Genomic DNA, 19,505 nt, shown 5'->3' with positions numbered 1-19,505 from the left:
ATTGCAGCATCTGCCGGAATTAAGCCGGCGTGATGAGTCCATGCCCTGCGCGCCGTCGTTCTGCTCCTCCCCTTTTCGCGCAGCGAAAGGGGGAGGTTGGGAGGGGGTGCGTTTGCTGTTGTTGTTTAGACAACAACAATCGTGTCTGTGGCACTTCGTACCCCTCCCCGGCCCTCCCCTTCGCTAGGCGAAAGTGAGGGAGAAAAGGCCTCAGTCCGCCTCGACCCGCCGCATCGCGTTGCGCTTGGCCCAGAGATTCAGGCACTCCACCAGCGCGGAGAAGCCCATCGCGCCGTAGAGGTAGCCCTTCGGGATATGCAGTTCGAAGCCGTCGGCGATCAGGTACGCACCCACCAGCACGATGAAGGCCAGCGCCAGCATCTTGATGGTCGGGTTGCGCTCGATGAAGTGGCCCAGCGGCGTGGCGGCAAGCAGCATCACCGCCACGGCGAGCAGGATCGCGGCGACCATCACCGGCGTCTGGTTGGCCATGCCGACCGCAGCGATCACCGAGTCCAGCGAGAACACGATGTCGATCACGGCGATCTGCGCGATCACGCCCAGAAACGACACCGCCGGCTTGGTGTGCACATCCTCGGACTCGTCCTCGCCGATGATCAGGTCCTTGATCTCGGCAGTGCCCTTCACCAACAGGAACACGCCACCCAGGATCAGCACCAGGTCGCGCATCGAGATGCCCTGGCCGAACACATGGAACAGGTCGGTGGTCAGGCCCGCCAGCCACGCCAGCGTCAGCAGCAGACCGATACGCGTGAGGCAGGCGACGGCGATACCGAACTTGCGCGCCTTCTCGCGCTGCATCAGCGGCAGCTTGCTCACCGCGATGGAGATGAACACCAGGTTGTCGATACCCAGCACGATCTCGATCGCGCTCAAGGTGACCAGGGTGATCCACGTTTGCGGGTCGGTTAGCAGTTCGATCACTTGCGCAGTCTCGGTAGGACGGGCCTCGGCCCGCCGTCAGGCATATCGGGGAATTTGATGAGTCCGCGTTACAGGAAACGCGGCACCAGGATCGCGCCCCACACCAGCAGGACGTTCATCATCAGCACGAAGACCGCCGCCGAGCCCATGTCCTTGGCGCGGCCGGCAAGCTCGTGGAATTCCGGACCGTAGCGTTCGATCACCGCTTCGATCGCCGAGTTCAGCAGTTCGGTGCTCATCACCAGCAGGATCGACCCGATCATCAGGATGCGCTCCACCGGGGTCTGGCCCAGCCACCAGCCAACCGGGGCCAGCAGCACGAACAGGTAGACCTCGAGCCGGAACGAGGACTCGTGGGTCCACGCGGCCCGCAGCCCCTGCATCGACCACTTGGCGGCCTTCAGGATGCGCGCGGGATCGCGCGGAAGATGACCGGTGGTATCAGCCATGGCCCACCTCCCGTGACTCGGGGAGGGCGCGCAGCAGCGGAGAAATCGACTCGAAAATCGGCATGGAAAGTAGTTCCGGTACGGCCGTAACGGGCCGGGCGACGCGGCGTGAAGCGCCGTAATCAGCCCGGGATTCTGCCACAAGCGTGCCACCCCCCGCCCCTGACCAACGACCGCCCGCCGATTCACCGGAACGGGCAAGAACGATCATTGCCGGCTAACGCGGCCGGGCGCAGCCTGCCGTCTCTTCTCCCCGCAAGGAGCACCGCAATGTCCGTGAATCCCGTTCCCGAGGGCTACCACTCGGTCAATGCCTACCTGATCGTCGACGATGCCGCCAAGGCGATCGCGTTCTACGAACGGGCCTTTGGCGCCGAGGAGCTGTATCGCCTGCCGATGGGCGACAAGATCGGTCATGCCGAAATCCGCATCGGCGATACCCAACTGATGCTGTCGGACGAATGGCCGGACATGCAGGCGCTCGGCCCGAACAAGCGCGGCGGCGCGACATCCAGCTTCGTCATCTACGGTCCGGACGCCGACGCGGCCTGGGAGCGCGCGGTGAAGGCCGGCGCGAAACCGGAGCGTCCGGTGAAGGACGAATTCTGGGGCGATCGCATGGGCACGGTAATCGACCCGTTCGGGCACAAGTGGTCGCTTGGCACGCATGTGCGCGACGTGAGTCCGGATGAAATGCGCGAAGCGATGAAGGAGTGGTCGAAGCAGCAGAGCGCCAACGCCTGACGCACCCTACAGCCGGCGGCGAGGTGTGATTGCGCCTCGCCGTCTCTGCTTCCAGCCAGCCGGGGCGCGCACCTACTTCTCGTCGCGGAAGATTCCCGTACCGCGCGAACCATCCGGCTTGATCCACGCGCGATACATGCCGCTGGTGTTGAACGGCATCGCGATATTTCCGTCGCGGTCCAGCGCAATCGCACCACCGTCACCGCCGGCCGCGGGAACGATCTTGTTCACCACTTCATCGGCGGCCGCTGCCAGCGCATCGCCGCGATAGGCCACGCGCGCGCAGATGTCGTGCGCCACGGCATTGCGGATGTAGAACTCGCCCCAGCCGGTACCCGAAACGCCGCAGCGATCATCGGCCCAGGTGCCGGCGCCGATCACCGGCGAATCGCCCACGCGCCCCCAGCGCTTGTTGGTCATGCCGCCCGTGCTGGTCGCCGCGGCGATGTGACCCTGCGCATCGAGTGCCACCGCACCGACGGTGCCGAAGTACTTGCCCTTCTCGACGATGGCGGCGCCGGCGCGCTCCTTGGCCTGCGCGGCTTCGAGCTGCTTGCGGCGGCGCTCGGTATCGAACCAGTTGTTGGGCACGCGTTCGATTTCCGGACGGGTGTCGGCGAATTTCTCCGCTCCCATTCCCGCCAACATCACGTGCGGGCTGTGTTCCATCACCGCGCGTGCCAACCGGATCGGATTGCGCACCGTAGTGACGCCGGCGACGGCACCTGCGCGACGGGTGTGTCCTTCCATGATCGAGGCATCGAGCTCGTGCTTGCCCTCGGCATTGAATACCGCGCCCTTGCCGGCGTTGAAATGCGGCGACTCCTCCAGCACCACGATTGCCGCTTCCACCGCATCCAAAGCGGTGCCGCCTTTCGACAGCACCGCATTACCCGCATCGAGTGCGCGGTTCAACGCAGCGCGAACTTCGCGTTCGTCCTGCGCGCTCAGGGCGCTGCGTTCGATCACGCCGGCACCACCGTGGATCACCAGTGCGGTCTTCGGCTTGTCTTCGGCGTGGGCGGTAATGGCGGCGAGTGCGAGCAGGAGGACGGAAAGGCGACGCATGGCTGGCTCCGGAAGGTGCCGGCCAAGCATAAAGCGCCGCTCCTGGCTTTGTAGAGCGGAGCTTGCTCCGCAGCTCTCCCAGACCCGCGCCTGGCTTGGCGCGACAACAAATCCAGAAGCAGCGGAGCAAGCTCCGCTCTACAAAGAATGCGGTCTACCGCAGGAAAGAGCGCGTGCCGGGCGAGCCAGGCACCTACTGCTGGCGCAGGGCTTCAATCGGATCCAGTTGCGAGGCCTTGCGCGCCGGGTAGTAGCCGAAAAACAACCCGGTGGCGATCGAGAAGCCCGCCGCCAGGGCGACGACCTGGCCATTGAGCGCCACCGGCAGCGAACCAAAGCGTCCCACCAACAGGGCCCCCACCACGCCTAGCGCAATGCCGATTACCCCGCCGATCAGCGAGATCAGCATCGCTTCGGCCAGGAACTGGCGACGGATGTCCGCGGGGCCCGCACCGACTGCCATGCGAAGGCCGATCTCGCGGATCCGCTCGGTCACCGACACCAGCATGATGTTCATGATGCCGATGCCACCCACCACCAGCGAGATCGTCGCCACTGCGCCGAGCAGCAGCGACATCAGCCGCGTGGTCTGGGTGCGCGTGGCCACGACTTCGGCGATGTTGCGCACGCTGAAATCGTCGTCGTCGCCGGGCTGGATCTTGTGACGCTGGCGCAGCAATGCCTCGACTTCGCCCTGCACATAGTTGACGTCTTCCGCCCGCGTCACGCCCAGTGCGATCTGCTGCACCGCGCCCGGCGGAACATTGGAGGCGCCCATCAAGCGACGGCGCGCGGTCTCCAGCGGCACCAGCACGATGTCGTCCTGGTCCTGGCCGAAACCGCCCTGGCCCTTGGGTTTCAGCACGCCAGCCACGGTGAATGGAACGCGACCGATGCGAACCGTCTGGCCCACCGCATCCTCGTCGGCGAACAGTTCACGACGCACGGTCTCGCCGAGCAGCACGGTCTTCGCGCCGTTGTAGTCGCTGCTCTCGAAGGCATTGCCGTCCTGGATCTCCCAGCCATTGATGGCGAAGAAATCCGGCTGCACGCCCTGCCACTGCGTCGACCAGTTGTTCTCGGCGTACACCACCTGCGTGCCGCCACGCAGCATCGCGGCGACGTACTGCACTTCGGGAATTTCGTCGCGGATCGCGCCGGCATCGGCTTCGTTCAACGAGAAGCGGCTGCCCGCAGCGATACGCGCACCGCCACCGCCGAAGCCACCGGCACCGCCGATGTCGAGGCGGTTGGAACCCAGCCCTGAAACAAGCTTGTCGATCTCGGCCTGCGTGCCCTGTCCGACCGACACCATCACGATCACCGCGGCGATGCCGATGATCACGCCGAGCGAGGTAAGTGCGCTGCGCAGCCAGTTGCCGCGCAGGGCGAAGATGGCGGTGTGGAGGACTTCAATGAAATTCATTGCGAGGTTGCCGCTTTGTCCCCTCCCTTTGCGCGCAGCGCAAGGGGAGGGTTAGGGAGGGGTGCCTTTGCTTCTGCGTTTGTTTTTGGAAAGGCCCATTCGCGCCTTCGGCGCTCATACCCCTCCCCAACCCTCCCCTTCGCCTGCGGCGAAAGGGAGGGAGAAAGGCGCAGCGTCACGGCGATCACGGCGCACTTCCTTCATGCAGCTCACCGTCGCGCATGACGAAGATGCGGTCGCAATGCTGCGCCACATCCGGATCGTGGGTGATCAGCACGACAGTGTGGTCCTCCTGCTGCAGGCGTTTGAACAACGCCAGGATTTCCTCGCCAGTGCGACTGTCGAGCGCGCCGGTGGGTTCGTCCGCGAGCAGGATCGGCGGACGGTTGATCAGTGCGCGCGCTATCGCCACACGCTGCTGCTGGCCGCCGGAGAGTTCACTGGGGCGATGGCCGGCGCGCTCGGCCAGACCTACCGCCTGCAGTGCATCACGCGCCCGCTGCATCCGCTCCTCGCGGTGCACATTCGCGTAGCCCATCGGCATGGCGACGTTTTCCAGCGCATTCATGCGCGGCAGCAGATTGAACCCCTGGAAGACGAAGCCGATCTTCTCCAGGCGCAGCGCGGCGCGTTGCTCGGCATCCAACGTCGCGACATCGATGCCATCGCACAGGCACGTGCCGCTGGAGGGTGTATCGAGACAGCCGAGCAAGTTCATCAACGTCGACTTGCCCGAGCCCGACGGCCCCATGATTGCGACGAATTCGCCGGAGCCGATGCGCAGATTCACGCCACGCAGGGCCACGACTTCCGCTTCGCTACCGGGCGAATACACTTTGCCCAGCGCGCGGGTTTCGATCACGGAGTTGGTTGTCACCGCCGCACTCATTGCTTGCCGCGTCCGCTACCCACGACGATCTCGTCGCCCTCGTGGATATCGCCGGACACCTCGGTGTTGCTGCCATCCGAAGCGCCCACGCGCACCGTCACGGCCTGTGGCTTGCCATTCACCAGCTTGTAGATGGGAGCGCGACGCGAACCGAGCAGGGCCGCGACTTCACTCTCCCACTGGGTCTTCTGGCGTTCGTCGAGTGTGGCCTTGAACGCGGCGAACTGCTGGTTGAAACGCTCGGCCATGCGCTGACGCATGGCGCCACCGTTACCGCCGCCAGTGCTGCCACGGTTGTTGCCGCCGCCAGTCGGACCACGCCCGAACAGGGTCGCGCCGGAATTCTGTGCCGCCGGCGCCGCCATGCGCGCCGCCGCTCGCTGTTTCATCACTGCCAGCGCCTGATCGAACACCGCCTGCTGCTCGATATTGAGCTGCAGGGATTTCGCGATGCGCTCGAAATCCTGGGCGAAGCCGCCGCGGCCGCCGCCTTGTTGCGTGCCGGCCTCGGCGCTCTCGTCGTCCGGCTTGTAGCGCAGTGCGGCGTTGCTCACGCGCAGCACGTCATCACGATGACTGACTTCGATCTCGGCATTGGCGGTCATGCCCGGCAACAGCGACTGGTCGGCGTTGTCGACCGTCACCACTACCGGATAAGTGATCACGTTGCTGGTATTGGTGGCTGCCAGGCGTACCTGCTTCACCTTGCCGCGGAAGCGACGCTCCGGGAATGCGTCCACGGTGAAGCCGACTTCGAGGCCCGGCTTCACCTGACCGATGTCGGCCTCGTCGACGGCGAGCAGGATCTCCATCTGCGACAGGTCTTCGGCAATCTGGAACAACACCGGCGCCTGCAGGCTCGCAGCCACGGTCTGGCCCGGTTCGACCGAGCGCGACAGGACCACGCCATCGACCGGCGAGCGGATCACCGTGCGCTGCAGGTTGAGTCGCGTGGTCTGCGTGGAAGCCGTCTGCTGGTTGATCTGCGCCTGCGCCGATGCCACCTGCGCGCGTGCCTGGTCGCGCGCTGCGCGGGCCAGATCGAGATCACCGCGCGCGATCAGCTGCTGCTGCGCGAGTTCGTCCTTGCGGTTGTAGTCGACTTCGGCATTGCGCAGCGTCGCCTGCGCGGTCGCCAGGTTCGCGCGCGCGGCGTTGATCTGCGCACTGCCCTGCGCGATCTGTGCCTCGTAGGTGCTGGGATCAATGCGGGCGATGACCTGCCCCTTTTTCACGTGGTCGTTGTAGTCGACCAATACGTCGGTGACCTGGCCAGAAATCTGGCTGCCGACGTCGACTTTGGACGTGGCATTGAGCGCGCCGGTCGCGGAAATGGTGACGCGGATGTCGCCGCGATCGACCTTCGCGGTGCGATAGGCTGAAGCGGCTTCTTCACTGCTGCGATGATGCCAGTAGTAGACGCCGCCGGAGACGACGGCGAGCGCGACGACGGCAATGGCGATTGGGCGTGACCAGGCGGATGGCTTGCGGGCGGGCGAAGGCTTGCGGGGGGCGCTCATGGACACGGCAAAGAGGAAGTCGATGGATATAACGCTCGAACAGGCCCTCGGTTGACAAGCCCCCCGAGCCTTGGCGAGAGATGTCGAACTGCCTGATCAGGCAAAGCGGATCGTTGCGACGGTCCCCTGCCCCGCCTGGCTCTGCAGGCTGACCGGCCAACCAAAACGTTCGCCCAGGCGTCGCACGATCGACAGCCCCATGCCGCGGCCCTCGTCACGGGCGGGATCGGCGCGATAGAACGGGTCGAAGGCCTTGATCAGCGTTTCCGGGGTCATGCCGATACCGGTGTCGTGGATCTCGATGCGCTGCGGAGTCAGGTGCAGTTCGATGCGACCGATGTCGGTAAAACGCACCGCGTTGCCAAGCAGGTTGCCGATCATCACCGCAAGCACGTGCGGCGGCGCGAACAGCTTCGGTGCACCGTCATCGATGACTTCCAGCGCGATCGGCCGCCCCGCCAGCAGCGGCTGCACGCGCGCGACCTCGTGCGCGATGACTTCGCGTACGTCGAAGTCTTCGCTCAGCGGCTCGACTTCCGCTTCGCGCGCGAGGATCAGGAAGGCATCGATCACTGCTTCCATGTCACGCCCGGCACGCTGCACGCGCGCCAGCGAACGCAACTGGCGCTCGCTGGTGTCCGGAGCGGCGAGCATCAAATCGGTAGCGACGCGAATGACGGTGAGTGGCGTGCGAAGTTCGTGGCTGGCATCGCGGGTGAAGTCGCGTTCGCGCTGGACGAAATTGGTCACGCGGTCGGCGAGGTCGGTCAACGCTCCCGTCAGCTGGCGCACCTCATTGCCGGAATCCGGTGGCAACCGGTTCGGCCGGATGGCGGACGTATCGGGTGCGCGCGGATCCCAGGCTTCGACCACGTCCGCCAACCAGCTGACCGGCACCACCAGGCGCTTGGTCGTGCGATAGGTCAGCCAGGCCATGAAGTACGACGTGAGCAACGCAAGGAGCAGTGCGCCCACGAGCGTCCAGAGAATCACGTAGTCGATCACTTCCGTTTCGATCGCCACTGCGAAGCGGCCGGCCGGTCGCTCGCTGACGAAAACATAGTTATTGAAGGCGAGCTGGTTGAAGCCCTCTGGCAGCTCGCGTACGGACATCGGTTGCGAATCCACGCCGCCACCGGCTGGTACGAACCAGCTGTTGAAGGTGCGACCGCGCAGGAGCGCGGCATTGGCGTCCTTGGGCTGCTCGATCCAGAAACGCGAAGTTTCGCGTTTCGCGAATGCGTAGACGATGCTCTGCCGGACCGCCAATCCCAGCGCAAGAATGAACAGGAACAGCACTATGCTGGCTACCAGGGCCTGTGCGATGAAAGCCAGCTTGATTTTGCGCGGAAGGCCTTGGGTCATGCGTGCCCGGGTCAATCCGGCGGTTGCGAGATGTCGGCGATCCGGTAGCCCGCGCTTTGCACGGTATGCAGCAATTGCTTGTCAAACGGTTTGTCGATGGTCTTGCGCAGGTTGTAGAGATGGCTGCGCAGCGTGTCCGAATCCGGCAGGCCATTGCCCCAGATCTCGCGCTCGATTTCCTGACGACTGACCACGCGCGGCGACTCCCGCATAAGGATGGTCAGCAGGCGCAGGCCAATCGGAGACAGCTGCAGCTCGGTGCCCCCACGGGTCACGCGCAGGCTGGCGGGATCGAGGACGAGGTCGGCGACCTTCAGGACTTCACCACCGACCTGGCGGCGTTCGCGCCGGATCAATGCGCGCAGCCGGGCCTCGAGCTCCTGGATCGCGAAGGGTTTGGTCAGGTAATCGTCGGCGCCAACAGAAAGGCCATTCAGCTTCTCGTCCAGCGTGTCGCGGGCGGTCAGCATCAACACCGGCGTCGATTTGTGCGCTTCCTCGCGCAGCTTCTTGCAGACCTCGATGCCATCCATGCGCGGCAGCATGAGATCCAGCACGATCACGTCGTAGCTGTTTTCGGTGGACAGCCGATAGCCGTCCACGCCGTCGGCCGCGAAATCCACTTCAAACCCACGACCTTCCAGATACTCACCCACCATCTCGGAGATATTGCGGTTGTCCTCGACTATGAGGACCAGTCCGCCATCGCGCGTCGTTTGCATGACAGGGCTCCCGTTCGACTTCAGGTTTGTGAAGATGCACGGTGGAGGGTAATCGCTCCGTGAAGAGCGGGCCCAAGGCAGGCAAAATGGCGGTTCATCTTCCTGTCTCAATTTGCCTTGGCGACCCCATGATCGACCGCTTCTATCCCGCGCTGCTGCTGCTCGGCTCCAATGTATTCATGACGTTCGCCTGGTACGGCCACCTGCGCTACAAATCGGCACCCCTGACCACCGCCATCATCGCCAGCTGGGGCATCGCGCTGTTCGAGTACTGCCTGATGGTGCCGGCCAATCGCCTTGGCAGCGCGATGTACTCGGCGCCGCAACTCAAGGGCATGCAGGAAGTGATTACCCTGCTGGTGTTCGCCGGTTTTTCGACCTGGTACCTGGACCAGCCATTGAAGTGGAATCACTGGGCCGGCTTCGGTCTTATCGTCGTGGCGGCGTGGTTGATCTTCCGCGAGTGAATGCTGACGTCGAAGGCCTCGACACACCTGCTGGTGCGACCCAACCCTAGAACTTGATTCGCCCGATGACGATGTCCTTGAACATCACCCAGTCGCCGGCGAACGAATAGAACGGATGCTTGAACGTTGCCGGCCGGTTCTTCTCGAAGAAGAAATGCCCCACCCACGCGAAGCCATAGCCGCAGAACAACGCCGCCAATATCCACCAGCCGGTGCGGCTCCAGATCGCCAGCCCCAACAGCACCAGCACACCGCAGCTGCCGATGAAGTGCAAACGGCGCGAAGTGCGGTTGCTGTGTTCGCTCAGATAGAACGGATAGAACTCGCGGAAACTGTTGAAGCGGCTCATCGTCCCCTCGTCCGTTGTAGAGCGGAGCTTGCTCCGCTGCCTTTGCCTTCCACGTGCTCCGTAGCTGACGCATGAGCGGAGCAAGCTCCGCTCTACAAGGGGCTAGCCGAGCTTGGCTTTCTCGTCCACCTTCGCCCGTTCCCACAGACGATCCTGCGCTTCCAGCGACAGGGCGGCAAGCGCGACATCCGAGGCCTCGGCCAGTGATTCCATCGCGCGGAAGCGGCGCTCGAACTTGAGGTTGGCGCGCCGCATGGCGGCGCCTACATCGACCTTCGCGTGCCGGGCGATATTGGCGGCAACGAACAACAGATCGCCGATTTCATCCTCGAGCCGATCGCGCGCCGCGAGGTCATCGGGCTGTTGCGCGATCGCGCTGAACTCCGCCCGTACCTCTTCGATTTCCTCGTGGAGTTTGGCGATCACCGGCGTGATATCCGGCCAATCGAAACCCACTGTCGCCGCACGCTTCTGCAGCTTCACCGCACGCTGCCACTCGGGCAGGCCGCGGGCAATGCCGGCGAGTACGGAGGTGTCGGCATGGCCCGAAGATTCGCGCTCGCGGCGCTTCTGTTCTTCCCACGCCGCTGTCTGTGCTTCCGAATCCTCGACGGTGGCGTCGGCGAAGACATGCGGGTGGCGACGGATCATCTTGTCGCTGATCGCCGCGACCACGTCGCCAAAAGCGAAGCTGCCCTGCTCTTCCGCCATCCGGGCATGGAACACTACCTGCAGCAACAGGTCGCCCAGCTCGTCCTTCAACGCGTGCAGATCGTTGCGGTCGATCGCGTCGGCGACTTCGTACGCTTCTTCGATCGTATACGGCGCGATCGTGGCGAAGGTCTGCTCCACGTCCCAGGGACAGCCGCCATCCGGGTCGCGCAGGCGCGCCATGATCGCGAGCAGCGTGTGGATGTCGCGGTGATCGTGCGGCAAGTCGTTCATGCTCACCTGTCGTGGAGCAGATTGAAATCGTTGAAATTCGAGATGCGCCAGACGTCAGGCGCCCATCCACTGCCGCCACGGCAGCGCGGCATCGCCGAGCGCGACGAAATCGCCATTGAGCACGGTATCGCGCTGGTTGTAGCGGAACGGCCGGCCTTGCGGGTCCAGCACCGCACCGCCCGCGCCCTCAAGTACGCACTGACCCGCGGCGGTGTCCCATTCGCTGGTGGGACCGAAGCGCGGATAGACATCGAGGCTGCCTTCGGCAATCCGGCAGAACTTCAGCGAGGAGCCCAGGCCCAGCAGCTCGACTTCGCCCATGCGATCGATGAAGCCCTGGGTGCGTGTATCGCGGTGCGAACGGCTGGCAGCCACGCGCAACGGCGCCCGTGCCGGCGCACGCGCGCGCACCGCGGTGTCGCGACCGTGTTCGCGCAGGAAGGCGCCGAGTTCTGCGCTGCCGTGCCACAACTGACCGGTGACCGGCGCCTGGATCACGCCGAACACGGCGACACCGTCTTCCACCAGCGCAATGTTCACGGTGAACTCGCCGTTGCGCTTGACGAATTCGCGGGTGCCGTCGAGCGGATCCACCACCCACAACCGATGCCAGTGCCGGCGTGTGTCCGTGGAAACCTCGTGCGCCGACTCTTCCGACAACACGGGGATATCCGGCGTGATCCGCGCCAGGCCATCGACGATGCAGCGGTGCGAAGCCAGATCGGCCGCGGTAAGCGGCGAATTGTCGTCCTTGTGCTCCACTGCGAATTCGCTGTCGTAGATGCCAAGGATCGCCGCGGCGGCGTCCTGCGCGAGGGCAATCACTTCCTCGCGAATGCCGGCGTCGATGATGTTGCCAATGCTCACGCTTGCATCCTCAGCCACTCTCGGGCGATGAACAGGGCCGCGATACTGCGGCCTTCGGAAAAGTCCTCGCGCAGGATCAGCTCGTGGAGCGCGTCGAGCTTCCACGGAATCACTTCCAGCTCCTCCGGCTCATCGCCGGGCAGGCGCTCGGGATAAAGATCGCGTGCCACCACCAGCTGTGCGGTGTGGCTCATGTAAGTCGGCGCGAGGGTGATGTCGCGCAGCAGGGTGAGCGAATGCGCACCGTAGCCGGCTTCTTCCTTCAACTCGCGATCGGCGGCCTGCAGCGCGGTCTCGCCGGCATCGATGCGACCCTTGACCAGTCCGAGCTCGTATCGGTGCATGCCAGCGGCGTATTCGCGCACCAGCAGCACGGTCTCGGCATCGAGCATGGGCACGACGATCACGGCACCGTGACCGCGGCCGTGCAGGCGCTCGTAACGGCGGCGTTCGCCGTTGGCGAACTCGAGATCGAGGCGCTCCAGGCGATACGGGCCGGCCTCGTGCTCGGTGATGCCGTGGATGATGGGCAGACGGCGGGACATGCGGATTTGGGGGGAGATGTTCCGGAGAACCGTCGTCCCAGGCGGGGCGAGGGACGACAGCGGAGTAGGACCTTGGCCCTCGCCGGCCGATAATGGCCGGATGCAGGACTTGAACAAGACGATGATAGCCGAGGCCGATGCATGGCGTTCGCGTGACCTGGCGGTGCTCTGGCACCCCTGCACGCAGATGCGTGAGCACCCCGACACGCTGCCGCTGTTGCCCATTGCGCGCGGCGAAGGCCCGTGGCTGATCGGCCGCGACGGACACCGCTACCTCGATGCGATCAGCAGCTGGTGGACCAACCTGTTCGGCCATGCCGAGCCGCGCATCGCCGCGGCTATCGCCAAGCAGGCCACGACGCTGGAGCATGTGATCCTCGCCGGCTGCTCGCACGCACCCGCCGTGGAGCTCGCCGAACAGTTGCTCCGGATCGCCCCGCGCGAGGCCGGCCGCGAGCCGCTGGCCAAGGTCTTCTACGCGGACAATGGCTCGGCCGGCGTGGAAGTCGCGCTGAAGATGGCCTTCCACTGGTTCCGCAATCGCGGAGAACTCCAGCGCACGAAGTTCGTGGCGCTGGAAAACGGCTATCACGGCGAGACGATCGGCGCGCTGGCGGTGGGCGACATCCCGCTGTATCGCCGCGTGTACGCACCGCTGCTGGCGGAAGCATTGTTCGCGCCTTCGCCCGACGCCTATCTGTGCGAACCGGGCGAAACCACGGCCCAGCGGGCTCAGCGCGCCGCCGACAGCCTGCGCGAGCTCCTCGAACGCCATGGCGGCGAAATCTGCGCCCTGATCCTCGAACCGCGCGTGCAGTGCGCCGGCGGCATGCGCATGCACGATCCGCTGTATCTGCGGCTGGTGCGGGAGTTGTGCGATGAACACGGCATTTTCCTGATCGCCGACGAGATCGCGGTCGGGTTCGGTCGCACCGGCACGTTGTTCGCATGCGAACAGGCGCCGGCGCGCGACGGCGGCACCACCGGCATCCAACCCGACCTGCTGTGCCTGTCGAAGGGACTTACCGGCGGCTCGTTGCCATTGGCCGCGGTGCTGACCACACAGCGGATCTATGACGGTTTCCTCGACGACTCGCGCGAACGCGCCTTCCTGCATTCGCACAGCTACACCGGCAATCCTTTGGCCTGTGCGGCAGCGCTGGCTTCGCTGGGCATCTTCGCCAGCGATGACGTGATCGCCCGCAACCGCGATACCGCGGCGCGCATGACGCAACTTGCGGCGTCGTTTGCCGAGCATCCGCAGGTCGCTGATGTGCGCCAGGCCGGCATGATCGTGGCTTTCGAATTGACGAAAAACGGCGACAAGCGGATGCCGTTCGATTCGGCGGCCCGTATTGGTTTGCGGGCGTATCGCGCCGCACTGTCCCGCGGCGTATTGCTGCGCCCGCTGGGCGACATCCTCTACTGGATGCCACCGTATTGCGTCGACGAAGACGCGCTGGCGTTGTTGGCCGACGTGACGCGCACTGCCATCGACGAAGCGACCGCGGAGCTCGCCTGATGCGCCTGACCCGAGTGCATGTCGATACGGCGCTTTCGCCGGGCGCGGAACTGGACCTTCCCGAAGGCGTGGCCGCCCATCTCTCGCGGGTGTTGCGCCTGTCGATCGGCGACGAATGCGTGCTGTTCAACGGCGACGGCCATGATTACCTGGCCCGCATCGTCACCCAGGACAAGCGCGGGTTGCGGGTTGCGGTTTCGGGCAGCCAGCCGGTCGACAACGAATCCTCGCTTCGTCTCGTACTGCTCCAGGGCGTGGCGCGCGGCGAGAAGATGGACCTGATCCTGCAGAAGGCGACTGAACTCGGCGTGGCTTCGATCGCGCCGCTGTGGTCGCAGCGCAGCGAAGTGAAGCTGGACGGAGCACGCGCGGAAAAGCGTCTGGCGCATTGGCGTGGCGTGGTGGCATCCGCCTGCGAGCAATGCGGCCGCGCGCGGGTACCGGAAGTCGCCGCACCCGTATCGCTGGCAGCGGCGGTGGATGCGCTAGCTGCGGGCGGTCTGCGCCTGATCCTGGATCCAGAGGGCGAACTCGCGCTGTCGCAGCTTTCCGCGCAAGCCGACACCACCGTCGTGCTGGCCGTGGGCCCGGAGGGGGGCTGGTCGCCGACCGATCGCGAACAGTTGCGTGCCGCCGGCTTCCAGGGAATGAAGCTGGGACCACGCATCCTGCGCACGGAGACCGCGGGCCTGGCGGCGATTGCCGCATTGCAATCGCGCCTGGGCGATCTGGCCTGATGAAATGAAACCGGATCCCGGCTTGCGCCGGGATGACGAAACGGTCTTCACACCTTTAAGCAAACCTACCGGGCGTACGCCGAACGGAGGGTGTGGTAACTCGAATTCAAGCGTGGGCCGCGTCGGCAACCACGCCTGCAGGGATCACGCGGCTTGTGCCTGCGCCAGCGCGTTGCCGATCAGGACTTCGATGGCCTCAAGGTCGGGGATGTAGGCCTCGTCCTCGTTGAGCCAGACGCGCGCGTGCACACCCTGCGGCAGGAATTCGCCCGGATCCTGCTGGAGGCGATCCGGCGACACGGTCACCAAGCGCGGGAAGCCCTGGGTCAGGATGGCGAAGTACGGCTGCTTGGGATCGCCACCCAATGCCTTGAGCACCACGACTTTGCTGCCCAGGCCGCCGGCTTCTGGCGCGATGTCGGCCATGCGCGAGAACGCGATCAGCGGCAACTCCCAGCCACGCCAGCGGATGCGGCCGAGCAGCCACTCCGGCGCCCCTTCGATCGGCGACGGCGGCGCAAACGACATCACCTCGGCAATCGTCGCGTTCGGCAGCAGCAGGCGCGCGCGAGCCACGGCAATCAACACGCCTCGAATATCGTTCTGCTGTTGGGTGCTGTGCTCTGCGGTGTTCATCTGTATTCCCGGAATTCTCTAGTGCAGCTTGCTCAGTGCCAGCGCTCGGCGAGGCGCCGCGCCAGATCCTGAGGCTTGCCCGATTGGCCGCCACGCGCGGCCAGCGCGGCTGGCGCGGCAACGTCGTAACAACCATCCAATGCCTGACCGGCAACCAGCGTGCCGGAGGCGGCCAGCTTCATGACCGCATCCACCTGCGTCGCGTCGGCGCCGCTCAGCATCAGTACGGCGCTGTCGCTGGCGGGCAAGCCGGTCAGCAGATCGGCCGGAGCGTCGTTGAACGCCAGCCCCTGCCCGTTTTCATGCAAGCCAACCGTCGGCGGAAGAATGTAGACCGTCGCCGTTTCGAGCGTGTCACCGCTGGCGGCCAGCTTGACCGGCAACGTGGTGGCACGCTGCATCTGCGCTACGAGCTTGTCGTAATGACCGCCGTCGAGGCGCTGCTGTACAAGTACGGCGCGCGGGAACGCGGCCGGCAAGGCGCCCAGCAACTGACGCACGGCGTCGGGACCACCAATGCCCGCCATGATCAGCACCGCACCGCGCGTAGGCGCACTCGTGCGGTGGTCGACGAGTTCCATTTCGGCGATGCGCGCGTGCAGGTCCGCCATGTCGCTGTGGAAGCGACTGGTGTCCGTGGGATGGTCTTCCTCGAGGCCCATGCCGTCGAACTTGATTTCGGTCGGCGTGTCGTCGTGGAGTTCCAGCTCGAGTTTCGCGGTCAGTGGCGGCGTCGGTTCGGCGGCGTGTTCGTGCACGTAGTGCGCGGCTTCATCGCCGAGTTCGATCGTCACCAACTCCATGTCGGAATGCACGTCGACTGGAGCGACCTCGTCCATGTCAGCCAGGCTGAGCTCCATCTTCGGCGCCACGACAGGCGCAGGCACAGGTGTCGATGGCATGCTCGCCGGAGCCGGCGTGACGATGGGTTCTGGTTCGGGGCGCGCGGGGATTTCAACCGCGACCGGCGCGGGCACGGCGGTCGTTTGCGTCGAAGCGGCCTGCGTCGAAGCTGCTGCGCCGTTTTGCGGCGGCAGCACGCTGTCGGCGTGCCCCAGCTTGGCGCGCAGGTGGCGCACCCAGCGCGCGGCATCCCAACCGACGCGACCAATGGCCAGCTCGGCTTCCTCGAACAGCACCTCGATCTTCGGATTCGACAGCACGCCATCGAAGCGCTCGAGCGCCTCGTCCGTCGCGGAGTCGAGCACGATCAACGCGACCTCCGGCTGCGCCGCGAGCACGACGCCTTCGTCGGAGGAAGTCGGATCGACTTCCAGCACGATGTTCGCGCCGGCCTGCTGCAGCGCTTCGCGCATGCGGTCGCGGGCGACGCCGGGGCGCGCCAGCAATGCGACGCGACGACCGTTCTCACTCATGGGTACGCGCTATCCCTAGCAGTTCAAATACGTTGCGCAGCAGTTCCGGCTCCTGGTACGGCTTACCCAGGTAGCGGTTCACGCCGATGCTGAAAGCGCGCTCGCGGTGCTTCTCGCCGGTACGCGAGGTGATCATGATGATCGGCACGTTGCGTAGGCGTGGTTCGGCCTTCATCGCCGTAGCGAGCTCGTAGCCGTCCATGCGCGGCATTTCGATATCGAGGAGCATCAGGTCGGGCACGTGCTCGACCATCTTCTCCAGCGCATCGAGGCCGTCCTTCGCGGTTAGCACTTCAAAGTTGTTTCGTTCCAGCACGCGACCGGTGACCTTGCGCATGGTGACCGAGTCGTCGACCACCATAACCATCGGGACGCGGCGGTGTTCGACCGCCGGTGCCGTCGGCAGGTGTTCGGGCGCGAGCAGAGACTGGCGACGCACGAGCGGAGCGACGTCGAGGATCACCACGACGCTACCGTCACCCATGATGGTCGCGCCGAAGATGCCCGGCACCGAAGCGACCTGCGGACCGACCGGCTTCACCACGATTTCGCGGTTGCCGATGACGTGGTCGACGCTGACCGCGGCACGGAGGTCACCGGCGCGGATCAGCAACAACGGCATCTGCAGTTGGCCTTCAGCCTTCGCCGTCGCATGGCCAACCAGCTGTCCGAGGTCGTGCACCGGATAGTCTTCGCCACCGTACTGGTAGGCGGCACCGGCCTTGGCCATTTCTTCGCGCGGCATGCGGCCCACGCCGCGCACCGAGGCGATCGGCACGGCGAAGCTAGTCTCGCCGATGCGCACGAACACGGCTTGGGTGACCGCGAGCGTCTGCGGCAGGCGCAGGATGAAGCGAGTGCCCTCGCCCACCTTCGACTGGATGTCGATCGTGCCGCCGAGCTGGCGCACTTCCGACGCCACCACGTCCATGCCCACGCCGCGACCGGCGAGGCGGCTGACTTCGTCGGCCGTCGAGAAGCCCGGCTCGAAGATCAGCATGTCGAGGTCGTTGTCGGTAAGCACCGCGTCCTGGCGGACCAGGCCACGCTCCTCGCCGCGCTTTCGGATGGCATCGCGGTTGAGGCCGGCGCCGTCGTCCGCGACTTCCAGCACCACTTCCGAACCTTCGCGGCGGATGGCGATGCTGATCGAGCCTTCTTCCGACTTGCCAGCCTTCTTGCGCTGATCGGGCTTTTCCAGACCGTGCGCGATCGCGTTGCGGAGCATGTGCTCCAGCGGAGCGGTCATGCGCTCAAGCACGTTGCGGTCGAGTTCGCCCTGCGCGTTGCCGAGCTTGAGCTGGGCCTGCTTGTGGGTTTCGCCCGCGGCCTGACGCACGACGCGACGCAGACGCGGAACCAGAGAGTCGAACGGCACCATGCGGGTGCGCATCAGACCTTCCTGCAGTTCCGAGCTCACGCGCGACTGCTGCAGCAACAGGGTTTCGTACTGGCGCGTCAGGTCGTCGAGGGTGCTGTGCAGGCTGATCTGGTCGGCTGCGGACTCGGCCAGCGCGCGCGACAGCTGTTGCAGGGTCGAGAAGCGATCGAGCTCGAGCGGGTCGAAGGTCGCGTCCGCGGTGTCGTGCTCGCGCTGGAAGCGCGCGATGATCTGCGCTTCGGTTTCGATTTCCAGACGGCGCAGCTGGTCGCGCAAACGCAGGTTGGTCTGGTCCATTTCCGCGATCGCGCCACGGAATGCACCCAACTGCTGTTCCAGACGGGCGCGATAGATCGCCACCTCGCCCGCGTAGTTGACGAGGCGGTCGAGCAGGTCGGCGCGGATACGCACCTGTTCCTGCGGTGCGCGTGCACCGACGTCCTCGTCCTCGCCATGGACGGCTTCGACCATCGGCGCCGACAGCGGCTTGAGTTCCAGCGTCGCCGGTGCGAGTGCAGGTGCAGCGGTGGGCTGCGGCGCTTCGCCCGCAACCTCGGCGGCTGGAGCAGCGATGCGCTGGCCACGCGAACGGGCGTCGAACTCGACGATGAGCGCTTCGGGCATCGCGATCGCCTGGCGCGCACCGACGCGCGTGACCATCGCGTGCAGGCGGTCGAAACCGCGCTCCAGCAGCGGGATTCCGTCGCTGCCCAGTTCGACGCGGTTTTCGACCACGGCTTCGAGCAGCGATTCCATGGTGTGGCCAAGTTCGCCCACGGCCATGATGCCGGCCATGCGCGCACCGCCCTTGAGGGTGTGCAGGTCGCGCTGCAAGCCGATCAGCGGTTCACGCGAATCCGGCGTGGCGCGCAACTCGGCCAGGAGACCGTCGGAATGGTCGAGCAGGTCCGCGCCTTCCTCGACGAAGATGTCGACCAGCTCCGGATCCAGGCCGGTGAGGTCGAGCGCCTCATCCGGATCCTCGGTACCCGCCTTCGCATGGGCAAGGATGGCGGCGACGGCGGGCTCGTGATCGGGCTCCGGCGTAGGCAGCATCGTTGCCGCGGCCAATGCGGCGGCCGCGGCCGCGGCATCGCGCTGCGCGCGCTCTTCGGCTTCGCGGACTTCCTGCGCGCGACGTTCGGCCTCGGCCTCGGCTTCGGCGGCAGCCTGTACGGCAGCTGCCTGTTCCGCGGCCAGACGCTCGATCTCGAGACGCTCTTCCTCAGCGATGCGTGCGGCTTCTGCGGCCACTGCCTGCTCGGCAGCAAGACGCGCAGCCTCCGCGGCTTCGCGCTGCGCCAACGCGTCGGCGTCGCGCTGTGCCTGGGCGTGGCGCTCGGCTTCAGCGTACTCGGCTTCGAGACGCGCGTATTCCGCTTCCTCTTCCGCCTTGGCACGTTCGGCTTCGAGACGTTCGGCTTCGGCGCGTTCGGCTTCGACACGTTCGGCTTCGGCGCGTTCGGCTTCGGCGCGTTCGGCTTCGGCGCGTTCGGCTTCGGCGCGTTCGGCTTCGGCGCGTTCGGCTTCGGCGCGTTCGGCTTCGGCGCGT

At 65.6% G+C, this 19,505-nt stretch carries 20 protein-coding genes; 5 read left to right on the top strand and 15 right to left on the bottom strand.

Annotation, left to right across the window (positions count from 1 at the left end; genetic code table 11):
* Positions 1-210 precede the first annotated feature (210 nt).
* Both ACYVGK_RS05575 and ACYVGK_RS05570 read right to left on the bottom strand, forming a co-directional pair.
* Positions 211-945 (bottom strand): TerC family protein, encoded by a 735-nt coding sequence (locus tag ACYVGK_RS05575; protein WP_460732248.1) that lies wholly within the window; start codon positions 943-945, stop codon positions 211-213.
* Between the two features lie 68 nt (positions 946-1,013).
* Positions 1,014-1,394 (bottom strand): diacylglycerol kinase, encoded by a 381-nt coding sequence (locus ACYVGK_RS05570; protein WP_460732247.1) that lies wholly within the window; start codon positions 1,392-1,394, stop codon positions 1,014-1,016.
* Positions 1,395-1,664: 270 nt separating this feature from the next.
* On the opposite strand from ACYVGK_RS05570, the gene ACYVGK_RS05565 reads away from it, so the two are divergent.
* On the top strand, positions 1,665-2,138 hold the full coding sequence (locus ACYVGK_RS05565; protein ID WP_460732246.1) for a VOC family protein: 474 nt from the start codon (positions 1,665-1,667) through the stop codon (positions 2,136-2,138).
* Positions 2,139-2,210: 72 nt separating this feature from the next.
* Here the strand turns inward: ACYVGK_RS05565 and ACYVGK_RS05560 are convergent, their stop codons facing one another.
* From ACYVGK_RS05560 to ACYVGK_RS05535, 6 genes are all read right to left on the bottom strand, one after another.
* The gene (locus tag ACYVGK_RS05560) at positions 2,211-3,206 is read right to left on the bottom strand and encodes an isoaspartyl peptidase/L-asparaginase family protein (protein ID WP_460732245.1); all 996 of its coding nucleotides are present in this window, start codon (positions 3,204-3,206) and stop codon (positions 2,211-2,213) included.
* Between the two features lie 193 nt (positions 3,207-3,399).
* Positions 3,400-4,632, bottom strand: coding sequence for an ABC transporter permease (locus ACYVGK_RS05555; RefSeq protein ID WP_460732244.1), 1,233 nt, complete (start codon positions 4,630-4,632; stop codon positions 3,400-3,402).
* A gap of 184 nt (positions 4,633-4,816) precedes the next feature.
* Positions 4,817-5,509: an ABC transporter ATP-binding protein gene (locus tag ACYVGK_RS05550; protein WP_460732243.1), complete on the bottom strand. Its 693-nt coding sequence runs from the start codon at positions 5,507-5,509 to the stop codon at positions 4,817-4,819.
* An 8-nt stretch (positions 5,510-5,517) separates the two neighbouring features.
* Positions 5,518-7,041 carry an efflux RND transporter periplasmic adaptor subunit gene (locus tag ACYVGK_RS05545; protein ID WP_460732242.1) on the bottom strand — a complete coding sequence of 508 codons (1,524 nt, stop codon included), beginning with the start codon at positions 7,039-7,041 and terminating at the stop codon, positions 5,518-5,520.
* 96 nt (positions 7,042-7,137) lie between these two features.
* Positions 7,138-8,406: a sensor histidine kinase gene (locus ACYVGK_RS05540; protein WP_460732241.1), complete on the bottom strand. Its 1,269-nt coding sequence runs from the start codon at positions 8,404-8,406 to the stop codon at positions 7,138-7,140.
* 11 nt (positions 8,407-8,417) lie between these two features.
* Positions 8,418-9,128: a response regulator transcription factor gene (locus ACYVGK_RS05535; RefSeq protein WP_460732240.1), complete on the bottom strand. Its 711-nt coding sequence runs from the start codon at positions 9,126-9,128 to the stop codon at positions 8,418-8,420.
* A gap of 128 nt (positions 9,129-9,256) precedes the next feature.
* Between ACYVGK_RS05535 and ACYVGK_RS05530 the strand changes: the two genes are divergently transcribed.
* Complete coding sequence (locus ACYVGK_RS05530) at positions 9,257-9,595, top strand: DMT family protein (RefSeq protein ID WP_460732239.1); 339 nt, start codon at positions 9,257-9,259, stop codon at positions 9,593-9,595.
* Between the two features lie 46 nt (positions 9,596-9,641).
* On the opposite strand, the gene ACYVGK_RS05525 is transcribed toward ACYVGK_RS05530, so the two are convergent.
* The 4 genes from ACYVGK_RS05525 to nudE form a co-directional block, all read right to left on the bottom strand.
* Positions 9,642-9,944, bottom strand: coding sequence for an Mpo1-like protein (locus ACYVGK_RS05525; RefSeq protein ID WP_460732238.1), 303 nt, complete (start codon positions 9,942-9,944; stop codon positions 9,642-9,644).
* A 102-nt stretch (positions 9,945-10,046) separates the two neighbouring features.
* Positions 10,047-10,889, bottom strand: coding sequence for a nucleoside triphosphate pyrophosphohydrolase (mazG, locus tag ACYVGK_RS05520; RefSeq protein WP_460732236.1), 843 nt, complete (start codon positions 10,887-10,889; stop codon positions 10,047-10,049).
* A gap of 54 nt (positions 10,890-10,943) precedes the next feature.
* Positions 10,944-11,756: a 3'(2'),5'-bisphosphate nucleotidase CysQ gene (gene cysQ / locus ACYVGK_RS05515; protein WP_460732235.1), complete on the bottom strand. Its 813-nt coding sequence runs from the start codon at positions 11,754-11,756 to the stop codon at positions 10,944-10,946.
* Positions 11,753-12,301, bottom strand: coding sequence for an ADP compounds hydrolase NudE (gene nudE, locus ACYVGK_RS05510; protein ID WP_460732233.1), 549 nt, complete (start codon positions 12,299-12,301; stop codon positions 11,753-11,755). The genes cysQ and nudE overlap by 4 nt, the downstream gene beginning before the upstream one ends.
* A 121-nt stretch (positions 12,302-12,422) precedes the next feature.
* Here nudE and bioA point away from each other — a divergent pair, with 121 nt between their 5' ends.
* The gene (gene bioA / locus ACYVGK_RS05505; RefSeq protein ID WP_460732458.1) at positions 12,423-13,823 is read left to right on the top strand and encodes an adenosylmethionine--8-amino-7-oxononanoate transaminase; all 1,401 of its coding nucleotides are present in this window, start codon (positions 12,423-12,425) and stop codon (positions 13,821-13,823) included.
* Positions 13,823-14,560: a 16S rRNA (uracil(1498)-N(3))-methyltransferase gene (locus tag ACYVGK_RS05500; RefSeq protein WP_460732232.1), complete on the top strand. Its 738-nt coding sequence runs from the start codon at positions 13,823-13,825 to the stop codon at positions 14,558-14,560. Before bioA ends, ACYVGK_RS05500 begins: the two co-directional genes overlap by 1 nt.
* Before the next feature lie 144 nt (positions 14,561-14,704).
* On the opposite strand, the gene ACYVGK_RS05495 is transcribed toward ACYVGK_RS05500, so the two are convergent.
* The 3 genes from ACYVGK_RS05495 to ACYVGK_RS05485 are packed head-to-tail and all read right to left on the bottom strand — an operon-like array spanning position 14,705 to position 19,009.
* Complete coding sequence (locus ACYVGK_RS05495) at positions 14,705-15,196, bottom strand: chemotaxis protein CheW (protein ID WP_460732231.1); 492 nt, start codon at positions 15,194-15,196, stop codon at positions 14,705-14,707.
* A 32-nt stretch (positions 15,197-15,228) separates the two neighbouring features.
* On the bottom strand, positions 15,229-16,572 hold the full coding sequence (locus tag ACYVGK_RS05490; protein ID WP_460732230.1) for a chemotaxis protein CheB: 1,344 nt from the start codon (positions 16,570-16,572) through the stop codon (positions 15,229-15,231).
* Complete coding sequence (locus ACYVGK_RS05485; protein WP_460732457.1) at positions 16,565-19,009, bottom strand: response regulator; 2,445 nt, start codon at positions 19,007-19,009, stop codon at positions 16,565-16,567. Before ACYVGK_RS05485 ends, ACYVGK_RS05490 begins: the two co-directional genes overlap by 8 nt.
* A gap of 14 nt (positions 19,010-19,023) precedes the next feature.
* Between ACYVGK_RS05485 and ACYVGK_RS05480 the strand changes: the two genes are divergently transcribed.
* Positions 19,024-19,505: pentapeptide repeat-containing protein (locus ACYVGK_RS05480; RefSeq protein WP_460732456.1), on the top strand; the 482-nt coding region annotated here is incomplete at its 3' end.

The sequence above is a fragment of the Lysobacter tyrosinilyticus genome (assembly GCF_054779815.1).
The sequence above is the reverse complement of the archived record's forward strand: the minus strand, read 5'-3'. Positions and strand labels throughout refer to the sequence as shown.